We start from the raw sequence: 19,785 nt of genomic DNA, 5'->3' as shown, positions 1-19,785 counted from the left end.
GCCACCGCCGCCCATTGGGCGGCGGTGGCGTTTTCGTTGGACGAGCAGGTGGTGCGGGGCTGCTGGACGCGTCTCCCGAGTGGACTTACTGGTCCAGCTGGCGGATCAGGGTGGTGTCCTGGAAGGCGCGTGTCAGGGCATCCCCGATCACCAGAGAGACCAGTTCGGTATTCTTCTCCTGGCTGGGCTTGAGGGCGTAGCCCTGATCACGCGTGGCGGTATAGCTGCCGGTGTAGCGCTGCTTGCCGGAGACCGCGACCGCCTGGATCACTCCGTTGAGTGCCGCGGTGTCGGTGAGCAGACCGCCGCGCTTCACGCCATAGGCCAGCTCGGTCAGCGAGAGGGTCAGTTCGGTGGCACCGGCATTGGCCTGCTCGGCGGTCACCGGCACGAAGCCCATGCGGCGCAGGGCGCTGATGGCCTGTGCCTCCAGCTTGGGCGTCAGATCGCCGGTCGGGACCACCAGATAGCTGGAGGCGTTGGTGGCACCATCACGGGTGCCAATGCGCTCAGAGGGTCGCTCGTCGCGCACTTCCACCACCACCTGCTGGCCATGGCCGACCACCCCCATCTCGCCAACCTGCGGGTTGACGTACAGGCGTTGCGGGCTGGTGCCGCAGGCGCTGAGTAGCGCGGTCGTGGCTATCAAGGCCACGCTCATGCAGGTAATACGCAGGTGTCGCATCATCGTTCGGGCTCCCGGGCCGGTGGCCGGTCAACAGTGGAAGGATCACGAGAGCCGGCTGAATGGCAGGCTCCTGGATTGATGGGCGCGAGTATAGGGTCAGATCGCGCCGGGTGAGTAGTGGAAATTCTGGCTCATGGCTGTTCCCGTTCGGCGACGCTCACTGGCCGGGCGGCACGCGGCGCGTCAATGCCAGCAGCCCCAGCAAGGGGCCGGGCAGAATGCTCAGCAGCAACAGGCTGCCCTGTGCGGCGATCAGCGGGGTCAGCAGGGCGATCGAGACCAGTGACAGGCTGAAACCGATGGCATTCATCAAGGCCAGCGCACTGGCCTGCAGCTCGACGGGCGTGCCGCCGGCCGCCAGCGCGGAGAATTGCGGGGAATCGATCACGGCCATCAGACTCCAGAGCGCCAGCAGGCCCAGCAGCAGGCCATAGCCGGCCTCAAGTTGCATGGCACCGACGAACAGCAGGGTGAGGATCACCGAGCCCGCCAATCCCAGGCGCGCGACCCACAGACTCCCGCGGGTGCGCGACAGCCAGCCTCCGACCACGCAACCGGGCCCGCCCACCGCGATCACCATGAAGCTGTGCAGTGCCAGTTGCGTGGCCGAGAGTGAGAGGCCGTTGAGTCTGGCCATGGTCGTCAGCAATAGCGGCACCAATGCCCACAGCGTATAGAGCTCCCACATGTGGCCGAAGTAGCCCAGCGCGCCGCGCACGAAACCGGGATGACGCCAGGCGGCCAGCCCTCGTGTCGCGCGGGCAAGCAAGGACGTCTGCGTCGAGGCATGCGCTGGTGCGGGCGGGGCGACAGCGGGTAGCAAGGCCACCAGTCCGGCCCCGGCCACGGCCAGCAGCGAGGCCATGCCGATCGCCGCCCCCCAGGGAAGCGAGAAGCTGCCACTGAGTTGCAGGGCAGCCAGGCCATGTGGCAGCGAGGTGCCCAGCACCAGCATGCCGACCAGCCAGGCCAGTGCAGCTCCGGCGCGGTCCGGGGCCGTCTGTACCATCAGCTTGAGCCCGATGGGATAGATGCCGGCCAGCGCCAGGCCGGTCAGCACGCGCAGCGCCGAGGCACTCAACAGCCCCGGCGCGAGGATGAGCGCCAGGTTGGTCAGCGCCCCCAGCAGGCACGAAGCCATGAACAGGTGGCGTGCCGCGAAGCGGTCTGCCAGTCCCGCCAGCCCCAGGGTCAGGGTGCCGACGATGAAGCCGCCCTGTACCGAGGAGGTCAGTTGCCCCAGGGCGCCAGCGCTCTCGCCGGCAAAGTTCCAGCTCGCCAGCATTGGCGTCAGCACGGCATTGGGCGTGAACCACAGGCTGGTGCCGAACAGCTGAGCCAGCGCGATGAGGGCGACGGGGTAACGGCTGGCCAGTTGCCGCCAACGGGCATCGGCCGAGGAAACAGACTTTGAGGAGGACAAGAGAGCACCTGGTTGAGCGCGAGCGACATGAAAACGGGCGACACCGTGGAGTGTCGCCCGTATCGCAGGTCCTGACCAGTCAGGCAGATGACGCATCGCTCAGAGCGTCAGGCGCAGCGCGAGTGGCCTCGCTCAAAGCCCCATGGCCGAGGAGGTGGAGCGGCGCGGGTCGGCACCGCCATAGAAGGTGCCGTCCTGGATCATCACGGACTGGATGGCCCCCATGGCGTCCTTGGTGACGACCTTGTGGCCCATCGCCTCGAGCAGGCGGATGGTGTCCTGACTGATGCCCGCCTCGATGCGGATCTCATCCGGCAGCCACTGGTGGTGGATGCGCGGAGCGCTGACCGCCGACTGGATGTTCATGCCGTGATCGATCACGTTCATCAGCACCTGAAGCGTGGTGGTGATGATGCGCGAGCCGCCGGGGCTGCCGGTGACGAGGAAGTTCTTGCCATCCTTCATCACGATGGTCGGGCTCATGGAGGACAGCATGCGCTTGCCCGGCTCGATCTTGTTGGCGACGCCACCGATCAGGCCATAGGCATTCGGCACGCCCGGCTTGGCCGAGAAGTCATCCATCTCGTTGTTGAGCAGGAAACCTGCGCCATCCACCACGATGCCGGAGCCGTAGCTGAAGTTGATGGTGTAGGTATTGGAAACGGCCAGACCATTGCCATCGGCGATCGAGAAGTGGGTGGTCTGGTTGGATTCATAGGGCTGCGGCTTGCCGGGCTTGATCTCGCTGGACGGCGTGGCCTGGTTCATGTCGAACTGGCCGCGCAGCTCCTTGGCGTAGTCCTTGGAGGTGATGCCGGCCAGCGGCACATCGACGAAGTCGGTGTCGCCCAGATACTCGGAGCGATCGGCGTAGGCACGGCGCATCGCCTCGGCCATCACGTGGATGGTGGCGGCGGAATTGAAGCCCATCGCCTGGATGTCGTCACCCTCGAGCATGTTGAGAATCTGGACGATGTGCGCCCCGCCGGAGGAGGGCGGGCTCATCGAGAAGATGTCGTAGCCACGATAGGTGCCATGGACCGGCTCACGGATTTCCGGCTCGTAGGCCTTCAGGTCATCCATCGTCATGATGCCGTCATGGCGATCCATCTCGGCGACGATCAGCTTGGCGGTCTCACCCTCGTAGAACTCGCGCGGGCCATTGGCGGCGATACGCTTGAGCGTCGCGGCCAGCTCCGGTTGCTTGAACAGCTCACCCGCCTCGTAATTGCTGCCGTCTGCCTTGTAGAACACCTTGGCGGTGCTGTCCCACTTGGCGAGGCGGTCCTTGGCATCGCTCAGCCCCTTGGCGAAGCGGGTCGGGATGACGAAACCGTCTTCTGCCAGCTTGATGGCCGGAGCCAGTGCCTGCTCGAGCGTCAGGGTGCCGTAGTCCTCCAGTGCCTTGGCAAGACCGGCCACGGTGCCGGGCACGCCCGCAGCGCGATGCGTGAAGCGAGACCACTCGGCCACGGCTTCGCCATTCTCGTCCTGGAACATCGTCTCGCTGGCCGCGGCCGGAGCTTTCTCACGGTAATCGATGGCGACCACCTTGCCGGTCTTCTCATCGGACACCAGCATGAAACCGCCGCCACCGATGTTGCCGGAGCGGGGTTGGGTCACGGCCAGCGCGAAGCCGGCCACCACGGCGGCATCGACGGCATTGCCGCCTTCCGCCAGGACATCACGTGCGACCTGTGAGGCCAGGTAATGGCTGGTGGCGACCATGCCATGCTTGCCTTCCACCGGATGGAAACGCTCGCCTTCCAGAATCGCGCTGCTGTCCGCGAAGGCGGCCGGCATCGCGGTGGGCAGCAGACCTGCCAGAGGCAGCAGTGCCGCCGCGGCGAAGGTCTTCAGACGCTTGCGTGCTGCACAAGGGGTGTCGAACATGAGTGATAGTCCCTTTATCGTTATTGGAGTTGCTGCATGGCGTCGGTGACGCGCGCGCCACGTGCTGTCGTGAGTCGCATCGGGAGTGGCTACCCAGACGAACCGTTTTACTATCAGATGCTAATGCACCAATTTCAACCTCGATGACGACGGCGTCCGTCGCGCAGAGGGGAACGCAAGCGCTGGTGCCGGAACGGCCTGACGCTTCACACAGTGCCTGTCTTTTGTGAGAGGGTGACGTAAAATGCCTCTTCCACTTGCTGATGGCGCCTGATGACATGTCTGATCTACTGCCGAATGATTTCAAGATTGCCCCGTCGATCCTGTCTGCCGACTTCGCCCGCCTGGGGCAGGAAGTCGAGGATGTGCTGGCGTCCGGTGCGGATATCGTGCACTTCGACGTGATGGACAATCATTACGTGCCCAACCTCACCATCGGTCCGATGGTGTGCAAGGCGCTGCGTGACTATGGCATCACGGCAGAGATCGATGCGCACCTGATGGTCACCCCGGTGGATCGCATGATCGGTGACTTCGCCGAGGCAGGCGCCAGCTTCATCACCTTCCATCCGGAAGCCTCCGATCACGTCGATCGCTCGCTGCAACTGATCCGTGACGCGGGCTGCAAGTCCGGCCTGGTGTTCAATCCGGCCACGCCGCTGTCCTATCTCGATTACGTGATGGACAAGGTCGACATGATCCTTCTGATGAGCGTCAATCCGGGCTTCGGCGGGCAGTCCTTCATCCCCGGAACGCTGGACAAGCTGCGTGAAGCGCGCCGGCGCATCGATGCCTCCGGCTACAACATCCGTCTCGAGATCGATGGTGGCGTGAAGGTCGACAACATCGCCGAGATCGCGCGTGCCGGGGCTGACACCTTCGTCGCGGGTTCCGCCATCTTCAATGCGCGCAGCGACAGCGATGCCAACCGCTATGACAGCGTGCTGGCGAAACTGCGTGCCGAGCTTGCCAGCGTGCGTGGCTGATCCGGCCATGCCGGAAGCGACTGTGCCGGAAGCGACTGTGCCGGGAGAACCGTGTGTCGCGGACGCGGCGGCGCAGACGGGCGAGACGTCATCCGAGTGGTGGCTGTATGTCCTCGAGACGGCCCAGGGGCGCCTCTATACCGGCATCAGTACCGATGTGACGCGTCGCCTGAGCGAGCATGCCGGCGGCAAGCGGGGCGCGCGTGCCCTGCGTGGCAAGGGGCCCTTGACGTTGTGTTATCAACAGGCGGTCGGGGATCGCTCGCGGGCGCTCAAGCTCGAGTACCGCGTCAAGCAGCTGAGTGTCTCCGCCAAGCGGCGCCTGATTGCCGGCGAACTGACGCTGGAGAGCCTGCTCGGGTAAGTGCCTGAACGCACAAGTGCCTGAATGAAAACGCCCCCGACGGAGACCGTCGAGGGCGTTTTTCGTTCTGAGCGGGTGATCAGTGCAGCTTCATCTTCGGACGCAGGTAGCGATTCAGGCCATCCACGATGACGGTCATGCCGGTCTTGATCACGCCGTGGATCGCCATCTGGTGCATGCGATACAGCGAGGCGTAGAAGAACTTGGCTAGGCGGCCTTCGATGAACAACGAGCGCGCGGAGGCGCCGCGCATCAGCGAGCCGACGGCATCGAAGTGCGCCAGCGAGATCAGCGAGCCGTGATCCTTGAACACGAATTCCTTCAGCGGCTTGTTGTCCATTGCCGCACGCAGATTCTTGACCATCAGACTGGCCTGCTGGTGAGCGGCCTGGGCGCGTGGCGGCACGCGCTTGTCATCCGGCTGTGGGCAGCTGGCGCAATCGCCGAGCGCGAAGATGGCGTCATCGTCGATGCTCTGCATGGTCTGGTGGACCTTGACCTGGTGGTTGCGCTCGGTGGACAGGCCCAGCTCCGACAGGAAGGACGGCGCTCGGATACCGGCGGCCCATACGCTCAGATCCGCCTCGATCAGAGTGCCATCGGCCGTGGTGATGCCGCGTTCGTCGGCACAGGTCACGCGGGTGTCAGTGTGGATGTCCACACCGAGCCGGGTCAGCTCCTTGGCGACCGGCTTGCCGATGCGCTCCGGCAGGGCCGGCAGGATGCGGGGAGCGGCCTCGATCAGATGCACCTTGACCTGACGATCCTCCAGCGAGGAGAAGCCATAGCTGTGCAGCATCTTTGAGGCATCGAACAGCTCGGCGGACAGTTCGACCCCGGTCGCGCCGGCGCCGATGATGGCGACGTTGAGCTGCTGGCGCTCACACTTGTCGCCATTGGCGCTGAAGCGCAGGAAGGTGTCGAGCATGTCGCGACGGAACTTCTCGGCCTGCTGCGGGCTGTCCAGGAAGTGACAGTGCTCGGCGACGCCCTGGGTACCGAAGTCGTTGGACACGCTGCCCAGCGACAGCACCAGATAGTCATAGCTCAGGGTGCGCGAGGGCAGCAGTACGGTGCCGTTGGCATCGTGGATGGCCGCCAGTGTCAGCTGCTTCTCTTCGCGCTCCAGGCTTTCGAGAGTCCCGCGTTGGAACTTGTAGCCGTGGGCCTTGGAATGGCCCTGGTAGGACACCTCATCAAGACCGGAATCCAGCACGCCGGTGGCCACTTCGTGCAGCAGAGGCTTCCAGATATGCGTGGAATTGCGATCGATGAGGATGATTTCGGCTTTCTTCTTGCGACCCAGCTTGTGGCCAAGCTTGGTGACAAGTTCCAGACCGCCGGCGCCACCGCCGACAACCACGATGCGGGGAATAGCCATGGAGAGCTCCTGAGAGTGACAAGATCGAAAAGGACAAGCAGAAACTGGCTGTCGCCGGAGCGTCGGGTTGCGCGTTTTTTCGTTGTCACTGGCGCCACACCCGGAGGGACGGTCGACTGAATGGCGCTATGGTAACGTGACCGCTGGCGTGCTAATAGTGGCAGGGTGAAGGAATGTAATTTTTTTACGGATTTTTCCAACAAAACAGATGAAACCATGCGTTGCGTGGATGAATGGCGGACGATTCTCGTCCCGTGACAGCCGGATTCAGCGAGTGATCTCAGGAGGCCAGGTGAGCGAAAAGACGGTAATGCAGACTTCCGGCGAGGCGTCTGTCCAGACCGCGTCTCATTCCACTTCCACGCCCTGCGATACCGCGCGTGGCGGGGACGCTCTCGGGCCCCGACCCGAGCAGGTACAGAGCCTCGATCACGGGCTGGCGCATCCGGCATTGCGGGGCATCAAGATGGTGGCCTTCGATCTGGATGGCACCCTGATCGACTCGGTGCCGGATCTTGCCAACGCGATCGACAGGATGCTGGTCGATGAAGGCTTGTCGGCACTCGGGGAAGAGCGCGTGCGCGACTTCGTCGGCAATGGCGCGCGGGTGCTGGTGGAGCGAGCGCTTGAGGCGCATGGTCTGGCGACGGATGATCTGACGCGGGTCGAGCGCGCGCATCAGTGCTTCCTGGCGCATTACGCCGCGGACCCCAGCTCGCGTACACGGCTATATCCCGGTGCGCGTGACTGTCTGGAGGGGTTGCATCAGGCCGGTGTGGTCGTGGTGCTGATCACCAACAAGCCGGAAACCTTCATCGAACCGCTGCTCTCGCATTTCTCGCTGGCGGAACACTTCGCGCTGGCGTTGGGCGGCGACAGTCTGCCGACGCGCAAGCCGGACCCCGCGCCGTTGCTGTTCGCGGCCGAGCGCCTGGGGGTCGCGCCGCGGGAGGCGTTGATGGTCGGGGATTCACGTCACGATATCGCGGCAGGTCGCGCCGCCGGTTTCCGGACGCTGGCGGTGCCCTACGGCTACAACCACGGTGAGCCGATCGCGCGCAGTCATCCGGATCACATCGTCGAGTCCCTTGCCGAGCTGGTCGTCGCAGGCTGAGCCTGCCAGACAGCGCTGCCGCCACCGGCACGCGATGATAGACTGACGCCAGACAAGCCGGTCGCGTACCGGCAACGCCCCCTCCGTGGAAGGAACTGCAGGTCATGATGACCCCACAACACTTCGCTGAACTGGCCGAGGCAGGCTACAACCGCATTCCCGTTACTCGTGACGTGCTGGCGGACCTCGACACACCGCTGTCCACCTATCTCAAGCTGGCTGACATGCCGTGGACCTTCCTGCTGGAGTCCGTGCAGGGTGGCGAGAAGTGGGGGCGCTATTCGATCATCGGCTTGCCGTGCCGTGAGCGCATCGAGGTGCGTGGGCAGGTCGTGGCGCATCTGGTCAATGGCGAGCAGACCGGCATGACCGAGGTGGAAGATCCGCTCGAGTGGATCGAGCAGTTCCAGACGCGCTTCCGGGTGCCGGTCATCGAGGGCGCACCGCGCTTCAATGGCGGGCTGGTCGGCTACTTCGGCTATGACACCGTGCGCTACATCGAACCGCGCCTGCGGGGCGTCGAGAAGCCGGACCCGCTGGGCGTGCCGGATATCCTGTTGATGGTGGCCGACGAGCTGGTGATCTTCGACAATCTCTCTGGCCGCCTGACGTTGCTGACCCATGCCGACCCCGAGACACCCAATGCCTTCGAGGCAGCCTGCGAGCGTCTCGAGCGCCTCGAGATTCAGCTGCGCAGCGCCACGCTGAATACCGTCAGCCCCGGCACCGGCGGTGATCCGGTCCAGGAGACCGATTTCACTTCCGGCTTCACCGAGGAAGGCTTCAAGGGCGCGGTCGAGAAGATCAAGGAATACGTGCTGGCCGGTGATGTCATGCAGTGCGTGCCGTCCCAGCGCATGTCGATTCCCTACCGTGCCGCGCCGTTGGATCTCTATCGTGCGCTGCGCAGTCTGAATCCCTCGCCGTACATGTTCTTCTTCAATCTGGATGACCATCACGTCATCGGCTCGTCGCCCGAGATTCTCTCGCGTCTCGAGGATGGTGAAGTCGCGGTGCGTCCCATTGCCGGAACGCGCGTACGCGGTGCCACCGAAGAGGAGGATCTGGCGCTCGAGAAGGATCTGCTCTCGGACCCCAAGGAAATCGCCGAGCACCTGATGCTGATCGACCTGGGCCGCAACGATGCCGGGCGCATCAGTCAGACCGGTAGCGTCAAGGTGACGGACCAGATGGTGGTGGAGCGCTACTCCCACGTCATGCACATCGTCTCCAACGTCACCGGCAAGCTGAAGGAAGGGCTGGGGCCGATGGACGTGCTGCGTGCCACCTTCCCGGCGGGCACGCTGTCCGGCGCGCCGAAGATTCGTGCCATGGAGATCATCGACGAGCTGGAGCCGGTCAAGCGTGGCATCTACTCGGGTGCGGTGGGCTATCTCTCCTGGCACGGCAACATGGATACCGCGATCGCGATCCGTACCGCCGTGCTCAAGGATCAGGTGCTCCACGTCCAGGCCGGTGCCGGGGTGGTCGCGGATTCCGTCCCGCAGTCCGAGTGGGACGAGACCCTCAACAAGGGGCGCGCACTGTTCCGTGCCGTGGCGATGGCGGAGCGGGGCCTGGACAACCTGGACTGATTGCCGCGCCATGCACGACAGGGAGTGGCCCGGCGGCCTTGCGGGGCCGCTCCCTGCAATGTCGCATGTGATTGACACTCCCAACGGCTCAACGCACTATTGACCCATGACGCTACGTAACCCGCACGACCTCAACCAGCAGTGGTGGCGCTCCTGACAACGGGGCGGCTTTCGCATGTCTGAAGTTCGAGGACGTACGACCAGAAGAATGCCGCCGACCAGGGCGGCATTTTTGTTGCTGGACGGCGGGAACGACACCAAAGGAGGGCGGGCAGGCCGGTGAATCACGGCACGGATCCGCTCCCGAGAATGGACACTGACCATGCAGGCATTCACTTCGCAGGACGCCAGCGCGCCACGCGTGCTGATGATCGACAACTTTGACAGCTTCACCTACAACATCGTCCAGTATCTGAGCGAGCTTGGGGCCGAAGTGCTGACCGTGCGCAATGACGCCATCACGCTCGAGCAGATCGAGGCGCTCGGTGCCACGCATCTGGTGCTGGGGCCGGGGCCATGCACGCCCAATGAGGCCGGGATTACCCTGGACGTCATCCGTCACTTTGCCGGCAAGCTGCCGATCCTGGGGGTCTGTCTCGGCCATCAGGCCATCGGTCAGGTCTACGGTGGCAAGGTGGTGCGTGCCCCTCAGGTGATGCATGGCAAGACCTCCGCCGTCCATCACGACAACAGTGGCGTCTTCGCCGCGTTGGCCGAGCCGCTGGAAGTCACGCGTTATCACTCGCTGGTCGTCGAGCGCGACAGCCTGCCTGAGTGTCTTGTCGTCACCAGCTGGACGGGAGACGACGATGTCACCCCGCAGCTGATCATGGGACTGCGTCACCGCGAGCTTGATGTCGAGGGTGTGCAGTTCCACCCCGAGTCGATCCTCACATTGCAGGGTCATGAGCTTCTGGCTAACTTCCTGCGTCGCGGCGAGGTCGAGAAAGCCGCTTGAGCGGATGTAGATCGCAAGAGTCATATTTCATTTTCATGCGTCAGCCGCCGAGGCTGGCGTCTGCGGAGACACAACATGCAGATGCGTGAGGCGATTGGCGCCGTGATGCGCCGCCAGCACCTGAGCTACGACGACACTCATGCGGTCATGACGGCCATCATGACCGGCGAGGCAACCCAGGCGCAGATAGGGGCACTGTTGATGGCCCTGTCGATGAAAGGCGAGACTGTCGATGAGCTGGCCGCTGCCGCGCAGGTGATGCGTGAATTGATGACGCGAGTCACGGTGCGCGCCACCGATGCGGTGGACATCGTGGGTACCGGCGGAGATGGGGCCAATCTGTTCAATGTCTCCACTGCCGCAAGTTTCGTCGTGGCCGCGGCCGGTGGGCATGTGGCCAAGCATGGCAACCGCAGTGTCTCCTCGTCGTCCGGCAGTGCGGATCTGCTCGAATCGGCTGGCATCCATCTGGCGCTGAATGCCGAACAGGTCGCGCGCTGCATCGATGATATCGGGGTCGGCTTCATGTTCGCGCCCAATCATCATGCTGCCATGAAGCATGTGATCGGTCCGCGTCGCGAGATGGGGGTGCGCACCATGTTCAACATCCTGGGGCCGCTGACCAATCCGGCTGGCGCTACCCGTCAGGTGCTCGGCGTGTATGACCCCGCGCTGGTGCCGCTGATGGCCGAAGTGCTCAAGCGTCTCGGGGCCGAGCATGTGCTGGTGGTGCACAGCGATGACGGTCTGGACGAGATCTCGCTGGCGGCGCCGACCCTGGTCAATGAGCTCAAGGATGGCGAGATCCGCGAATACCGCATCGCGCCGGAAGACTTCGGTATCGCGCGCCAGTCGCTGGATTCGCTGGCAGTCGCGACGTCTGCCGACAGCTTGAAGCTGGTGCAGCAGGCGCTGCGCGGAGACGAGGGGCCGGCCAGCGATATCGTGGCGCTCAATGCCGGTGCGGCCCTGTACGTGGCCGGTATCGCGGACAGTCTCAAGGAAGGCGTCAATATTGCCGAGGACGTGCAGGCCAGCAAGCTGCCCTTCGAGAAGATGAAGGAGCTTGCCGATTTCACCCGTGTCTACGCCCAGGTCAATGATGAAGGAGCGACCCGCTGATGAGTACCGAGCAACAGACGACTGACAAGGCGCTGCCGACCATCCTGGCCAGAATTCTGGCGCGCAAGGAAGAGGAGATCGCCGAGCGCAGTGCGGCGGTGGGCGAGGCGGATCTTCAGACGCTGATCGAGAAGCAGAGCGCGCCGCGTGGTTTCATCAAGGCGCTGACATCTCGTATCGATCGCGGTGAGCCGGCCATCATCGCCGAGGTGAAGAAGGCCTCTCCCTCCAAGGGCGTGATCCGTGAAGACTTCGCGCCGGCCGAGATCGCCGTGGCATATGAGCAGGCCGGCGCTGCCTGCCTGTCGGTGCTGACCGATGCCGACTTCTTCCAGGGGCATGAGGACTTCATGATCGAGGCGCGCGACGCCGTCTCGATCCCGGTGATCCGCAAGGACTTCATCATTCATCCCTATCAGGTGCTCGAGGCGCGTGCCATCGGTGCCGACTGCATTCTGCTGATCGTCGCGGCACTGGACGATGCACGCCTGAGTGCTCTGCATGATCAGGCGCGAGAGCTGGGCATGGATGTGCTGGTCGAGGTGCATGATGGCGAGGAGCTCAAGCGTGCGCTGGCGCTGGGGATCGAGCTGGTCGGAATCAACAACCGTGATCTGCGTAGCTTCGAGACCTCACTGGAGACGACGCTGGACCTGTTGACCGACATGCCATCGGGAGTGCGCGTCGTGACCGAATCAGGTATCCATACCCGTGAGGATGTGGCGAAGATGCGTGACCGTGGTGTCCACGGCTTCCTGGTGGGCGAGGCCTTCATGCGCTTCGAAGACCCGGGTGAAGGCTTGCGTGGGCTGTTCTTTTCACAGTAGATAGTCTGTTCTTTGTTGATATTGTTATCTTTAAGATAACAAAAGCCCGTCTCGGAATGCCGAGACGGGCTTTTTCATGTCGTCAGGTCAAGCTTGGTGAGCTCAGTCCGACGGGCACAGTTCGACGGGCTCAGCTCGAAGGACTCGGTCTGGCAGGCTCAGTACGACAAGTGCAGCCGCTCGGCAGTCTCAGTGTCCGCTGTCGATGGTCGCATGTGACCCGAGCAGGGCATCGGCGATTTCCTCGACCCCGGCGCCATGACCGTGGCGGGTCAGCCAGGCGGGCTCCCAGCCCAGCGCTGCACGATGCTTGAGGATATTGGCGACGCCCACGGTATGCCGGAAGGTAGCGAACATCGGCGCGTCATTGGGGGCATCGCCGACGTACATCACCTCCTGTTCCAGTTGCATGCGGTCCAGTCCGAAGGTCTCGGTCAGGACACGCACGGCCATGCGTGCCTTGTCGAAGTCACCCTGCCAGGCATTGATATGGATGGAGCTGGCACGCGCCTGAATGCCGGCGGCCGTGAAGCCGGCGATGATGGCGTGGATCTGTGCCTGCGACAGCGGGCTGACGGCCTGACAGTGGTCCACCGCGACATCCGCGTAGCGGAAGGGCTGGTCCTGGGCCAGTGCGGCCTGGGGGTGATTGAGCAGCAGCTGGCGCGCCACCGTCATCACATGGCGTTGACGCGCGCGCAGACGTGCTTCGTCCTCCCACCAGGTCGTGAGTATCCGCTGCCCCTGGCGCTGAAAGGCGAAGGCGCCGTTCTCCCCGATCACGGCGGCCACTGGCCAGGCCCTGGCGATATGATCGCACCAGCCGGCACAGCCGCCCGTGACCGGAATGACCTTGATGCCGGCTGCTTCCAGACGCTCGAGTGCCGCCAATGTCGAGGCATCGAGTCGCCCTTCCCGGGTGAGGGTGTCATCGATGTCGGTCAGCAGGTAGCGAATGCCAGATAGGGTGGTGGCTGGGCAGTGAGCGAAGGCTTGCATGGTGATTCCGATCATCCTCGTGAGCAGTGGGCCACAGGGGCGGGGGCTGAGTGATTCATTGGCGGTACATCACCTGCAGTGAGTGAGCCTCCGCCTCGGTCAACGCCATCTGGTGCTCGCTGGCGTGTGGGGGGCTGTCGGTGATCAGCAGATCGATATCGGTGAGCGGGCCGATCCGGCACATGGCGGCACGCCCCCACTTGCTGGCATCGGTGACCAGGATGCGGCGTCTGGCATGCCTGAGCAGGGCGCGACTGACGGCGGCCTCTTCAGGGTCGAAATCCAGCAGCCCCTCAGCATCCAGCCCGCCACATCCCAGCACGGCGATGTCCACCTGATGCCGGGTGAAGAAGGCCACGGTGGCGCTGCCGACCACATCGAGATCCCGAGGGCGAAGCTGGCCCTCGGCAAGCTGCACGCTGACATCCGGGTGGCTGGAAAGCGCTTGTGCCACCTGCAGGTTGTTGGTGATCACGCGCAGGCCGCGCCGGGCTATCAGTGCCTCGGCGACAGCCACCACGCTGGTGCCGATTCCCAGTGCCAGCGAGGCGCCATCGGGTATCTCGGCGACGACCTGGGCCGCCATGGCCTGCTTGGCCGGTCTCGCCAGCATGCTGCGCTGGGTGTGGCCCAGATTGTGTCCACCCAGCGGACGTTCGATGCCGCCATGACGCCGTCGCGCCAGTCCGAGATCACACAGCACGCCGAGATCGCGGCGTATGGTCTGCGGTGTGACCTCGAAGTCCACGGCCAGCGGCTCGACGCTCAACTGGCCGTCCCGCGCCAGGCGCTCGAGAATGCGCAGCTGGCGCGGGCTCAATGTCTCCAGTGACTGGCTCATGGCGATCTCACGACAAGGTGCGTTCGGTACAGGGAGACTGCGCAAGGTCCTGCTCGGAGAAGATACCGGGGTCATCGCTGATGACGGCACTGACCCCCCAGGCCCAGCGAGGGGAGAAGGCCGCGGCATCGTTGGGCGTGTAGCAGAGCAGCTTGCGCTGGGTGGCCGTGACGCGACTCGCCGCGACACGTGTCAGTGCACGCCAGTCCGCATGTACGGTGACTGCCTTCACGTCCTCGGCCAATGCCTCCCAGTCGTCAGGAATGGCGTCGTAGAGCAGCCCGATCAGCACCTTGCCGTCACGTTCCCGGCTCATGCGCAGGGCTTGCGGGTCGAATGACGAGAGAATCAGCCGCCCGACGGGCAGCGCCCCGACCGCCATGGGCACGACTTTCTCGACCAGTGCTCGAGTGTCGTGCCCCGGACTCAGCTTGAGCTCGAGATTGAGCCCCATGCCCAGCGAGTCGATCAATGCCAGGGCTTCCTCGAGTGTCGCCATGCGTTCCCCGGCAAAGCGGGCACTGAACCAGCTGCCCACATCCAGCGCCCGGGCCGCTGCCAGATCCAGGTTTCTCAGCCGCCCACGCCCATCGGAGCAACGATTGACGCTGGCATCGTGCCAGATGACAGGAGTGCCATCCTTGAGCAGCTGGACATCCAGCTCCACCCATTGGTGGCCGGCCTCGTGGGCGGCGCGAATGGCGCTGAGCGTGTTTTCCGGCGCATAGGCGGACAACCCGCGGTGAGCGATGGCCATTGGCAATGCAAGCGATGTGCCGTGGGAGAAAGATGATGACATCGATGAACCTCGTTGGTGGATGGTGTCAGGCTCGACGCGTCAGGACGAGCACCCGGCGTGTCCTTGTTACCATCCGATGATGACGCTACGGGGGCAATCACTTTTGTGTGCATGTGCCTTTCGCGACAGGTTCCGCTCCAGGTCCTGCTGCAGGTTTCGCTGTGGCGGCTCGTGCGCAGGCCAGGTGCTCCATCACTCGTGAGTTGTCAGGCGCTTGCCATCCGCACCGAACAGATGCGCGCGTGCAGGCGGAATGGCCAGGCGCAGGCATTGCTCCTCGGCGACGGCATGCTCGCCGTCCAGTCTCACCACCAGCGGCTCCGCCTGGCCGTCCAGTCGGCAGTACGCCAGGGTGTCCGCGCCCAGTGGCTCGACCAGCTCGATGCGGGCCACAAGCTCCGCGGCACCCGGTGGCAGCGGGCTGTCCGGCTGCAGAACCTCGAGATGTTCCGGGCGGATGCCCAACGTCAGTGCGGCGTCCATGGGAGTCGCCTCGTGTTCCCTGGCCGCCGGTCGCAATGCCAGGCGCGCGCCGCAGGGCAGCGAGAGGCCTGCCTCCGTACGGGTGGCGCTCAGGAAGTTCATGGCTGGCGAGCCGATGAAGCCGGCGACGAACTGGCTGGCGGGTCGGTCATAGAGCGCCATCGGCGTGCCGAATTGTTCGACGTGGCCGCCATTCATCACCACCAGGCGGTCTGCCAGGGTCATGGCCTCGGTCTGGTCATGGGTGACATAGACGGAGGTGACCTTGAGGCGCTTCTGCAGGCGGCGGATCTCGAGGCGCATCTGCACGCGCAGCTTGGCATCGAGATTCGAGAGCGGCTCATCGAACAGGAAGACCTGCGGCTTGCGCACGATGGCGCGCCCCATGGCGACGCGCTGACGCTGGCCGCCGGAGAGCTGCTTGGGACGACGGTCGAGCAGCTCGGTCAGGCCCAGCAGTTCGGCGGCCTCGCTGACGCGATGCTGGATCTCGTCCTTGGGCGTGTGACGGTTCCTGAGGCCGTAGGCCATGTTGTCGAACACACTCATGTGCGGGTAGAGCGCATAGTTCTGGAACACCATCGCGATATCGCGCTCGGCGGGCTCCAGGTCATTGACGCGCTTGCCGTTGATCTCCAGATCGCCTTCGGAGATATCCTCGAGCCCCGCCAGGGTGCGCAGCAGAGTGGATTTGCCGCACCCGGAAGGGCCGACGATGACGATCAGCTCGCCCTCACCGAACTCCAGGTCGATGCCGTGCAGGGCCTGGTAGCCATTGGGGTACTGCTTCTTGAGCTGCTTGAGTGTCAGTGTTGCCATGAGATGAATATCCAAAGCGGTGCCGTGACAGGCGTGAGAGCGGCCCATCACGGCGGAACGGAATCAGGTGGCCGGGCGCAAGGCGTCAGGTAAAAGGGGCGCGAATCACGAGGTGCCGGGGCGAGAGGAGGTCACTTCTCGCTGTCCACCAGCCCCTTGATGAAGTAACGCTGCATGAACAGGATCACCAGCACCGGCGGCCCCATGGCCAGCAGCGTGGTGGCGGTGACGTCCTGCCACGGCACCAGGCCGTCACCGGTGGTCAGCATGCGCTTGAGGCTGACGACGATGGTCAGGTAGTCGGCATCGGTGGTGATCAGCAGCGGCCACAGGTACTGATTCCAGCCGTAGATGAACATGATCACGAACAGTGCCGCGATGTTGGTCTTCGACAGCGGCAGCAGAATGTCCTTGAGGAAGCGCCACGGCCCGGCGCCATCGATGCGTGCCGCCTCGACCAGTTCCGCCGGGATGGTCAGATAGAACTGGCGCAGCAGGAAGGTCGCGGTAGCGCTGGCGATCAGCGGCAGGATCAGGCCTGCATAGCTGTCCAACATGTTGAGGTCGGCCACCACCTTGAAGGTCGGCAGGATGCGCACCTCCACCGGCAACATCAGGGTGATGAAGATCAGCCAGAAGCACAGCTTGCGGAAGCGGAACTCGAAGAACACGATCGCATAGGCCGCCAGTACCGAGATGATGATCTTGCCGATGGCGATGCCCAGTGCCATCAGCATCGAATTGAACAGCAAGGTCATCACGTCGGCGCCGAGACTGCTGACGGGGTCTTCCAGCAGGTGGCGGTAGTTGTCGAATCCTGCCTCGCCTATCCAGACGGGGGCGACGTTGGAGTAAAGATCGCCCATCTCGTGGGTGCTGGCGCTGAAGGCGATCCACACCGGCAGGAAGAACAGCGCGCAGCCGACGATCAAGAGCGCATGGCTTGCGATATCAAGCCCGGGACGGTTGTAGCGCATCAGTACTGCACCTTCTTCTCGACATACTTGAACTGGATCAGCGTCAGCACGCCGACGATGACCATCAACAACACCGACTGGGCGGCACTCGACCCCAGATCCTGACCGACGAAACCGTCTTCATACACCTTGTAGACCAGGGTGCGCGTCGAGCCGCCCGGACCACCCGAGGTGGTGGCATCGATGGTGCCGAAGGTCTCGAAGAAGGCGTAGACCACGTTCATCACCAGCAGAAAGAAACTGGTCGGGGAGAGCAGCGGGAAGGTGATGGTCCAGAAACGTCGCCAGGGGCCGGCGCGATCCATGGCGGCCGCTTCCAGCAGGCTCTTGGGGATGGCCTGGAGACCTGCGAGGAAGAACACGAAGTTGTAGCTCATCTGTTTCCAGATCGAGGCCAGTACCACCAGCAGCATGGCCTGATTGCCGTTGAGGTTGTGATTCCAGTCGATGCCGATGGCGGACAGCAGTTCCGGCAGGATGCCGAGCGTCGGGTCGAACAGGAACAGCCACAGGACGCCGGCCACGGCAGGCGCGACGGCATAGGGCCAGATGAGGAAGGTCTTGTAGGTGCTGGCGCCACGCAGCACGCGGTCTGCCAGCACGGCCAGCCCAAGGGCGAGTGCCATGGCGCCGAAGGCGACGGCAAACGAGAAGTAGACCGTCGTCCACAGGGTCTCCAGATATTCCGCTTCGCCGAGGACCGCGAGGAAGTTGGCAAGTCCGGCAAATTCACGTGAAAGCCCGAAGGCATCCTCGATATAGAAAGCCTGTTCGATGGCCTGGAGGGCCGGCCAGAAGAAGAACACGCCGACGATGATCAGCTGGGGGGCCAGCAGGATCCACGGCGTGAAGGGATGTCGATTGAAATGGGCCATGCAGCAGAGGTCTCGCAAGGAAGAGGGACTGATCACGTCAGTCGTGTGCGCATGGTCGGCGCGGATTCGGCCGACCATGCGCCATCAAGCCGGGAGAGAAGGGAAAGGGCACCGGTATCGGGTGCGCTTTCCGCTCTCTGGCATCCAGGCATGGTGGGCCGCCCAGGCGGCCCACCATGGTGTGGCGGTGTTCAGCCGTTGGCGCGCTCGAACTTCTCCAGCAGTTTGTTGCCGCGCTCGACAGCCTGATCGAGACCGTCCTGCACGCTTTCCTTGCCAGCGAAGATCTTCTCGAGCTCTTCGTTGATCACGTCACGTATCTGCACCATGTTGCCCAGACGCAGGCCCTTGGAGTTCTCGGTCGGGGTCACGGAGGTCATCTGGGTGATGGCGACGTCAGTGCCCGGATTCTCGGCGTAGAAGCCCTGCTCACGTGTCAGCTCTGCCGCGGCGGTGGTGATCGGCAGGTAGCCGGTGAACTGGTGCCAGTCGGCCTGGACTTCGGGCCTGGAGAGGTACTGGAAGAACTTGGCGACGCCCTGGTATTCCTCATCGCTGTGGCCGGACAGCACCCACAGTGACGCGCCGCCGATGATGGAGTTCTGCGGCGTCTCGATCGCGTCGCTGTCGTAGGGCAGCGGTGCCACGCCGAACTCGAAGCCCTTGGCGCTTTCCTTGACGCCGGCATAGCTGGCGGAGGAGCCCATCATCATCGCGCACTCACCGGAGTAGAACTTCGGCGCCGCGTCATCGAAGCGACCGCCGAACACGAAGCGCTTGTCGGCCTGCCAGTCATCGAGGCGCTGGATGTGGTCGACCACGGCGGTCTTGTTGAATTCAAGGCGGGTATCGGTGCCGGCGAAGCCATTGGCCTGGCTGGCGAAGGGCACGTCATTGCGTGCCGAGAAGTTCTCCAGCATCACCCAGGACGGCCAGGTGGTCGTCAGGCCACAGCTGCCCGCGCCGGAATCGACGACCTTCTTGAGGGCATCACCCAGCTCCTGCCAGGTGGCCGGCACGGATTCGACACCGGCCTTGGCCAGCATGTCCTTGTTGTAATAGGTGACCGGGGTGGAGGAGTTGAACGGCATCGACAGCATCTTGCCTTCGGTGTCGGTGTAGTAGCCAGTGACGGAAGACAGGTAGGCCTTCGGATCGAAACTCGCGCCTTCTGACGGTGCATAGTCCGCCATCAGCTGATGGACCGGCATGATGGCACCCTTGGCGCTCATCATGGTGGCGGTGCCGACCTCGAAGATCTGCACGATGTCCGGGCCCTTGCCGGCCCGGAAGGCGGCAATGGCGGACGTCATGGTCTCGGAGTAGTTGCCCTTGAAGACCGGCTTGACGACGAATTCATCCTGACTTGCATTGAAGTCGGCCGCGATCTCGTCGACCTTCTTGCCAAGTCCGCCCCCCATGGCGTGCCACCACTCGACTTCGGTGGCGGCCAGGGCACTGGCGGAAGCGGTCGCGAAACCGACTGCCAGCGCGAGGCTGGCAAGATGACGGGTGCCACGGGTGTTGAGCATTGCGTGATGGGTAGGGCGGCGCATGGTCGAGCTCCTGAGAGGGTCCCTGGTCAGCCTTGTGGGAGTCGCGCAGGCTGACTGCTGTCGATCGATGGCGAACGATCAAGCG

Annotated in this window: 18 protein-coding genes; 7 read left to right on the top strand and 11 right to left on the bottom strand. The window is 63.9% G+C overall.

From position 1 onward, the window contains the following. Window positions 1-85: 85 nt before the first annotated feature. The 3 genes from HXS66_RS03725 to ggt all read right to left on the bottom strand — a co-directional run bounded on the left by HXS66_RS03725 (window position 86) and on the right by ggt (window position 3,914). On the bottom strand, window positions 86-649 hold the full coding sequence (locus HXS66_RS03725) for a YajG family lipoprotein (RefSeq protein WP_176502859.1): 564 nt from the start codon (window positions 647-649) through the stop codon (window positions 86-88). Between the two features lie 196 nt (window positions 650-845). Next, on the bottom strand, window positions 846-2,111 hold the full coding sequence (locus tag HXS66_RS03720) for an MFS transporter (RefSeq protein ID WP_255303079.1): 1,266 nt from the start codon (window positions 2,109-2,111) through the stop codon (window positions 846-848). 132 nt (window positions 2,112-2,243) lie between these two features. Beyond that, window positions 2,244-3,914 (bottom strand): gamma-glutamyltransferase, encoded by a 1,671-nt coding sequence (gene ggt, locus HXS66_RS03715; RefSeq protein ID WP_255303088.1) that lies wholly within the window; start codon window positions 3,912-3,914, stop codon window positions 2,244-2,246. A gap of 368 nt (window positions 3,915-4,282) precedes the next feature. Between ggt and rpe the strand changes: the two genes are divergently transcribed. Both rpe and HXS66_RS03705 read left to right on the top strand, forming a co-directional pair. Further along, a complete protein-coding gene (gene rpe, locus HXS66_RS03710; RefSeq protein ID WP_077373074.1) occupies window positions 4,283-4,990 on the top strand; it encodes a ribulose-phosphate 3-epimerase in 708 nt (235 codons plus the stop codon). Window positions 4,991-4,997: 7 nt separating this feature from the next. Further along, window positions 4,998-5,354: a GIY-YIG nuclease family protein gene (locus tag HXS66_RS03705; RefSeq protein WP_176502856.1), complete on the top strand. Its 357-nt coding sequence runs from the start codon at window positions 4,998-5,000 to the stop codon at window positions 5,352-5,354. A 79-nt stretch (window positions 5,355-5,433) separates the two neighbouring features. Here the strand turns inward: HXS66_RS03705 and HXS66_RS03700 are convergent, their stop codons facing one another. Continuing rightward, window positions 5,434-6,735 carry an NAD(P)/FAD-dependent oxidoreductase gene (locus HXS66_RS03700; protein WP_077371416.1) on the bottom strand — a complete coding sequence of 434 codons (1,302 nt, stop codon included), beginning with the start codon at window positions 6,733-6,735 and terminating at the stop codon, window positions 5,434-5,436. 466 nt (window positions 6,736-7,201) lie between these two features. Between HXS66_RS03700 and HXS66_RS03695 the strand changes: the two genes are divergently transcribed. From HXS66_RS03695 to trpC, 5 genes are all read left to right on the top strand, one after another. Continuing rightward, on the top strand, window positions 7,202-7,849 hold the full coding sequence (locus tag HXS66_RS03695) for a phosphoglycolate phosphatase (protein WP_176502909.1): 648 nt from the start codon (window positions 7,202-7,204) through the stop codon (window positions 7,847-7,849). A gap of 107 nt (window positions 7,850-7,956) precedes the next feature. Then, window positions 7,957-9,444, top strand: coding sequence for an anthranilate synthase component I (trpE, locus tag HXS66_RS03690; RefSeq protein ID WP_077373081.1), 1,488 nt, complete (start codon window positions 7,957-7,959; stop codon window positions 9,442-9,444). 322 nt (window positions 9,445-9,766) lie between these two features. Continuing rightward, window positions 9,767-10,402 (top strand): aminodeoxychorismate/anthranilate synthase component II, encoded by a 636-nt coding sequence (locus tag HXS66_RS03685; protein ID WP_077371419.1) that lies wholly within the window; start codon window positions 9,767-9,769, stop codon window positions 10,400-10,402. Between the two features lie 75 nt (window positions 10,403-10,477). After that, the gene (gene trpD / locus HXS66_RS03680; protein WP_084209260.1) at window positions 10,478-11,524 is read left to right on the top strand and encodes an anthranilate phosphoribosyltransferase; all 1,047 of its coding nucleotides are present in this window, start codon (window positions 10,478-10,480) and stop codon (window positions 11,522-11,524) included. After that, on the top strand, window positions 11,524-12,351 hold the full coding sequence (gene trpC / locus HXS66_RS03675; RefSeq protein WP_176502855.1) for an indole-3-glycerol phosphate synthase TrpC: 828 nt from the start codon (window positions 11,524-11,526) through the stop codon (window positions 12,349-12,351). The genes trpD and trpC overlap by 1 nt, the downstream gene beginning before the upstream one ends. 189 nt (window positions 12,352-12,540) lie before the next feature. On the opposite strand, the gene HXS66_RS03670 is transcribed toward trpC, so the two are convergent. From HXS66_RS03670 to ugpB, 7 genes are all read right to left on the bottom strand, one after another. Continuing rightward, entirely contained in the window at window positions 12,541-13,350 is an 810-nt protein-coding gene (locus HXS66_RS03670) for an HAD-IIB family hydrolase (RefSeq protein ID WP_176502854.1), read from the bottom strand. Between the two features lie 55 nt (window positions 13,351-13,405). Beyond that, on the bottom strand, window positions 13,406-14,191 hold the full coding sequence (locus HXS66_RS03665) for a DeoR/GlpR family DNA-binding transcription regulator (RefSeq protein WP_167593051.1): 786 nt from the start codon (window positions 14,189-14,191) through the stop codon (window positions 13,406-13,408). A 7-nt stretch (window positions 14,192-14,198) separates the two neighbouring features. Further along, window positions 14,199-14,990, bottom strand: coding sequence for a glycerophosphoryl diester phosphodiesterase (locus HXS66_RS03660; protein WP_176502853.1), 792 nt, complete (start codon window positions 14,988-14,990; stop codon window positions 14,199-14,201). Between the two features lie 192 nt (window positions 14,991-15,182). Further along, the gene (locus tag HXS66_RS03655; RefSeq protein WP_176502852.1) at window positions 15,183-16,292 is read right to left on the bottom strand and encodes a sn-glycerol-3-phosphate import ATP-binding protein UgpC; all 1,110 of its coding nucleotides are present in this window, start codon (window positions 16,290-16,292) and stop codon (window positions 15,183-15,185) included. A gap of 131 nt (window positions 16,293-16,423) precedes the next feature. Further along, entirely contained in the window at window positions 16,424-17,269 is an 846-nt protein-coding gene (gene ugpE, locus HXS66_RS03650) for a sn-glycerol-3-phosphate ABC transporter permease UgpE (protein WP_084209256.1), read from the bottom strand. Then, on the bottom strand, window positions 17,269-18,144 hold the full coding sequence (gene ugpA / locus HXS66_RS03645) for a sn-glycerol-3-phosphate ABC transporter permease UgpA (RefSeq protein ID WP_077371440.1): 876 nt from the start codon (window positions 18,142-18,144) through the stop codon (window positions 17,269-17,271). The genes ugpE and ugpA overlap by 1 nt, the downstream gene beginning before the upstream one ends. Before the next feature lie 191 nt (window positions 18,145-18,335). Further along, window positions 18,336-19,700, bottom strand: coding sequence for a sn-glycerol-3-phosphate ABC transporter substrate-binding protein UgpB (gene ugpB / locus HXS66_RS03640; RefSeq protein WP_373996113.1), 1,365 nt, complete (start codon window positions 19,698-19,700; stop codon window positions 18,336-18,338). Between the last annotated feature and the right edge of the window lie 85 nt (window positions 19,701-19,785).

It is taken from the genome of Cobetia sp. 5-11-6-3, assembly GCF_013374055.1.
Classification (GTDB): Bacteria; Pseudomonadota; Gammaproteobacteria; order Pseudomonadales; family Halomonadaceae; genus Cobetia; species Cobetia marina.
The sequence above is the reverse complement of the archived record's forward strand: the minus strand, read 5'-3'. Positions and strand labels throughout refer to the sequence as shown.

Coding starts and splice junctions, on each gene's coding strand:
- ggt (WP_255303088.1), bottom strand. CDS start 3,914: ATGCCGGCCGCCTTCGCGGACAGCAGCGCGATTCTGGAAGGCGAGCGT.
- rpe (WP_077373074.1), top strand. CDS start 4,283: ATGTCTGATCTACTGCCGAATGATTTCAAGATTGCCCCGTCGATCCTG.
- HXS66_RS03705 (WP_176502856.1), top strand. CDS start 4,998: ATGCCGGAAGCGACTGTGCCGGAAGCGACTGTGCCGGGAGAACCGTGT.
- HXS66_RS03700 (WP_077371416.1), bottom strand. CDS start 6,735: ATGGCTATTCCCCGCATCGTGGTTGTCGGCGGTGGCGCCGGCGGTCTG.
- HXS66_RS03695 (WP_176502909.1), top strand. CDS start 7,202: ATGGTGGCCTTCGATCTGGATGGCACCCTGATCGACTCGGTGCCGGAT.
- trpE (WP_077373081.1), top strand. CDS start 7,957: ATGACCCCACAACACTTCGCTGAACTGGCCGAGGCAGGCTACAACCGC.
- HXS66_RS03685 (WP_077371419.1), top strand. CDS start 9,767: ATGCAGGCATTCACTTCGCAGGACGCCAGCGCGCCACGCGTGCTGATG.
- trpD (WP_084209260.1), top strand. CDS start 10,478: ATGCAGATGCGTGAGGCGATTGGCGCCGTGATGCGCCGCCAGCACCTG.
- trpC (WP_176502855.1), top strand. CDS start 11,524: ATGAGTACCGAGCAACAGACGACTGACAAGGCGCTGCCGACCATCCTG.
- HXS66_RS03670 (WP_176502854.1), bottom strand. CDS start 13,350: ATGCAAGCCTTCGCTCACTGCCCAGCCACCACCCTATCTGGCATTCGC.
- HXS66_RS03665 (WP_167593051.1), bottom strand. CDS start 14,191: ATGAGCCAGTCACTGGAGACATTGAGCCCGCGCCAGCTGCGCATTCTC.
- HXS66_RS03660 (WP_176502853.1), bottom strand. CDS start 14,990: ATGTCATCATCTTTCTCCCACGGCACATCGCTTGCATTGCCAATGGCC.
- HXS66_RS03655 (WP_176502852.1), bottom strand. CDS start 16,292: ATGGCAACACTGACACTCAAGCAGCTCAAGAAGCAGTACCCCAATGGC.
- ugpE (WP_084209256.1), bottom strand. CDS start 17,269: ATGCGCTACAACCGTCCCGGGCTTGATATCGCAAGCCATGCGCTCTTG.
- ugpA (WP_077371440.1), bottom strand. CDS start 18,144: ATGGCCCATTTCAATCGACATCCCTTCACGCCGTGGATCCTGCTGGCC.
- ugpB (WP_373996113.1), bottom strand. CDS start 19,700: ATGCGCCGCCCTACCCATCACGCAATGCTCAACACCCGTGGCACCCGT.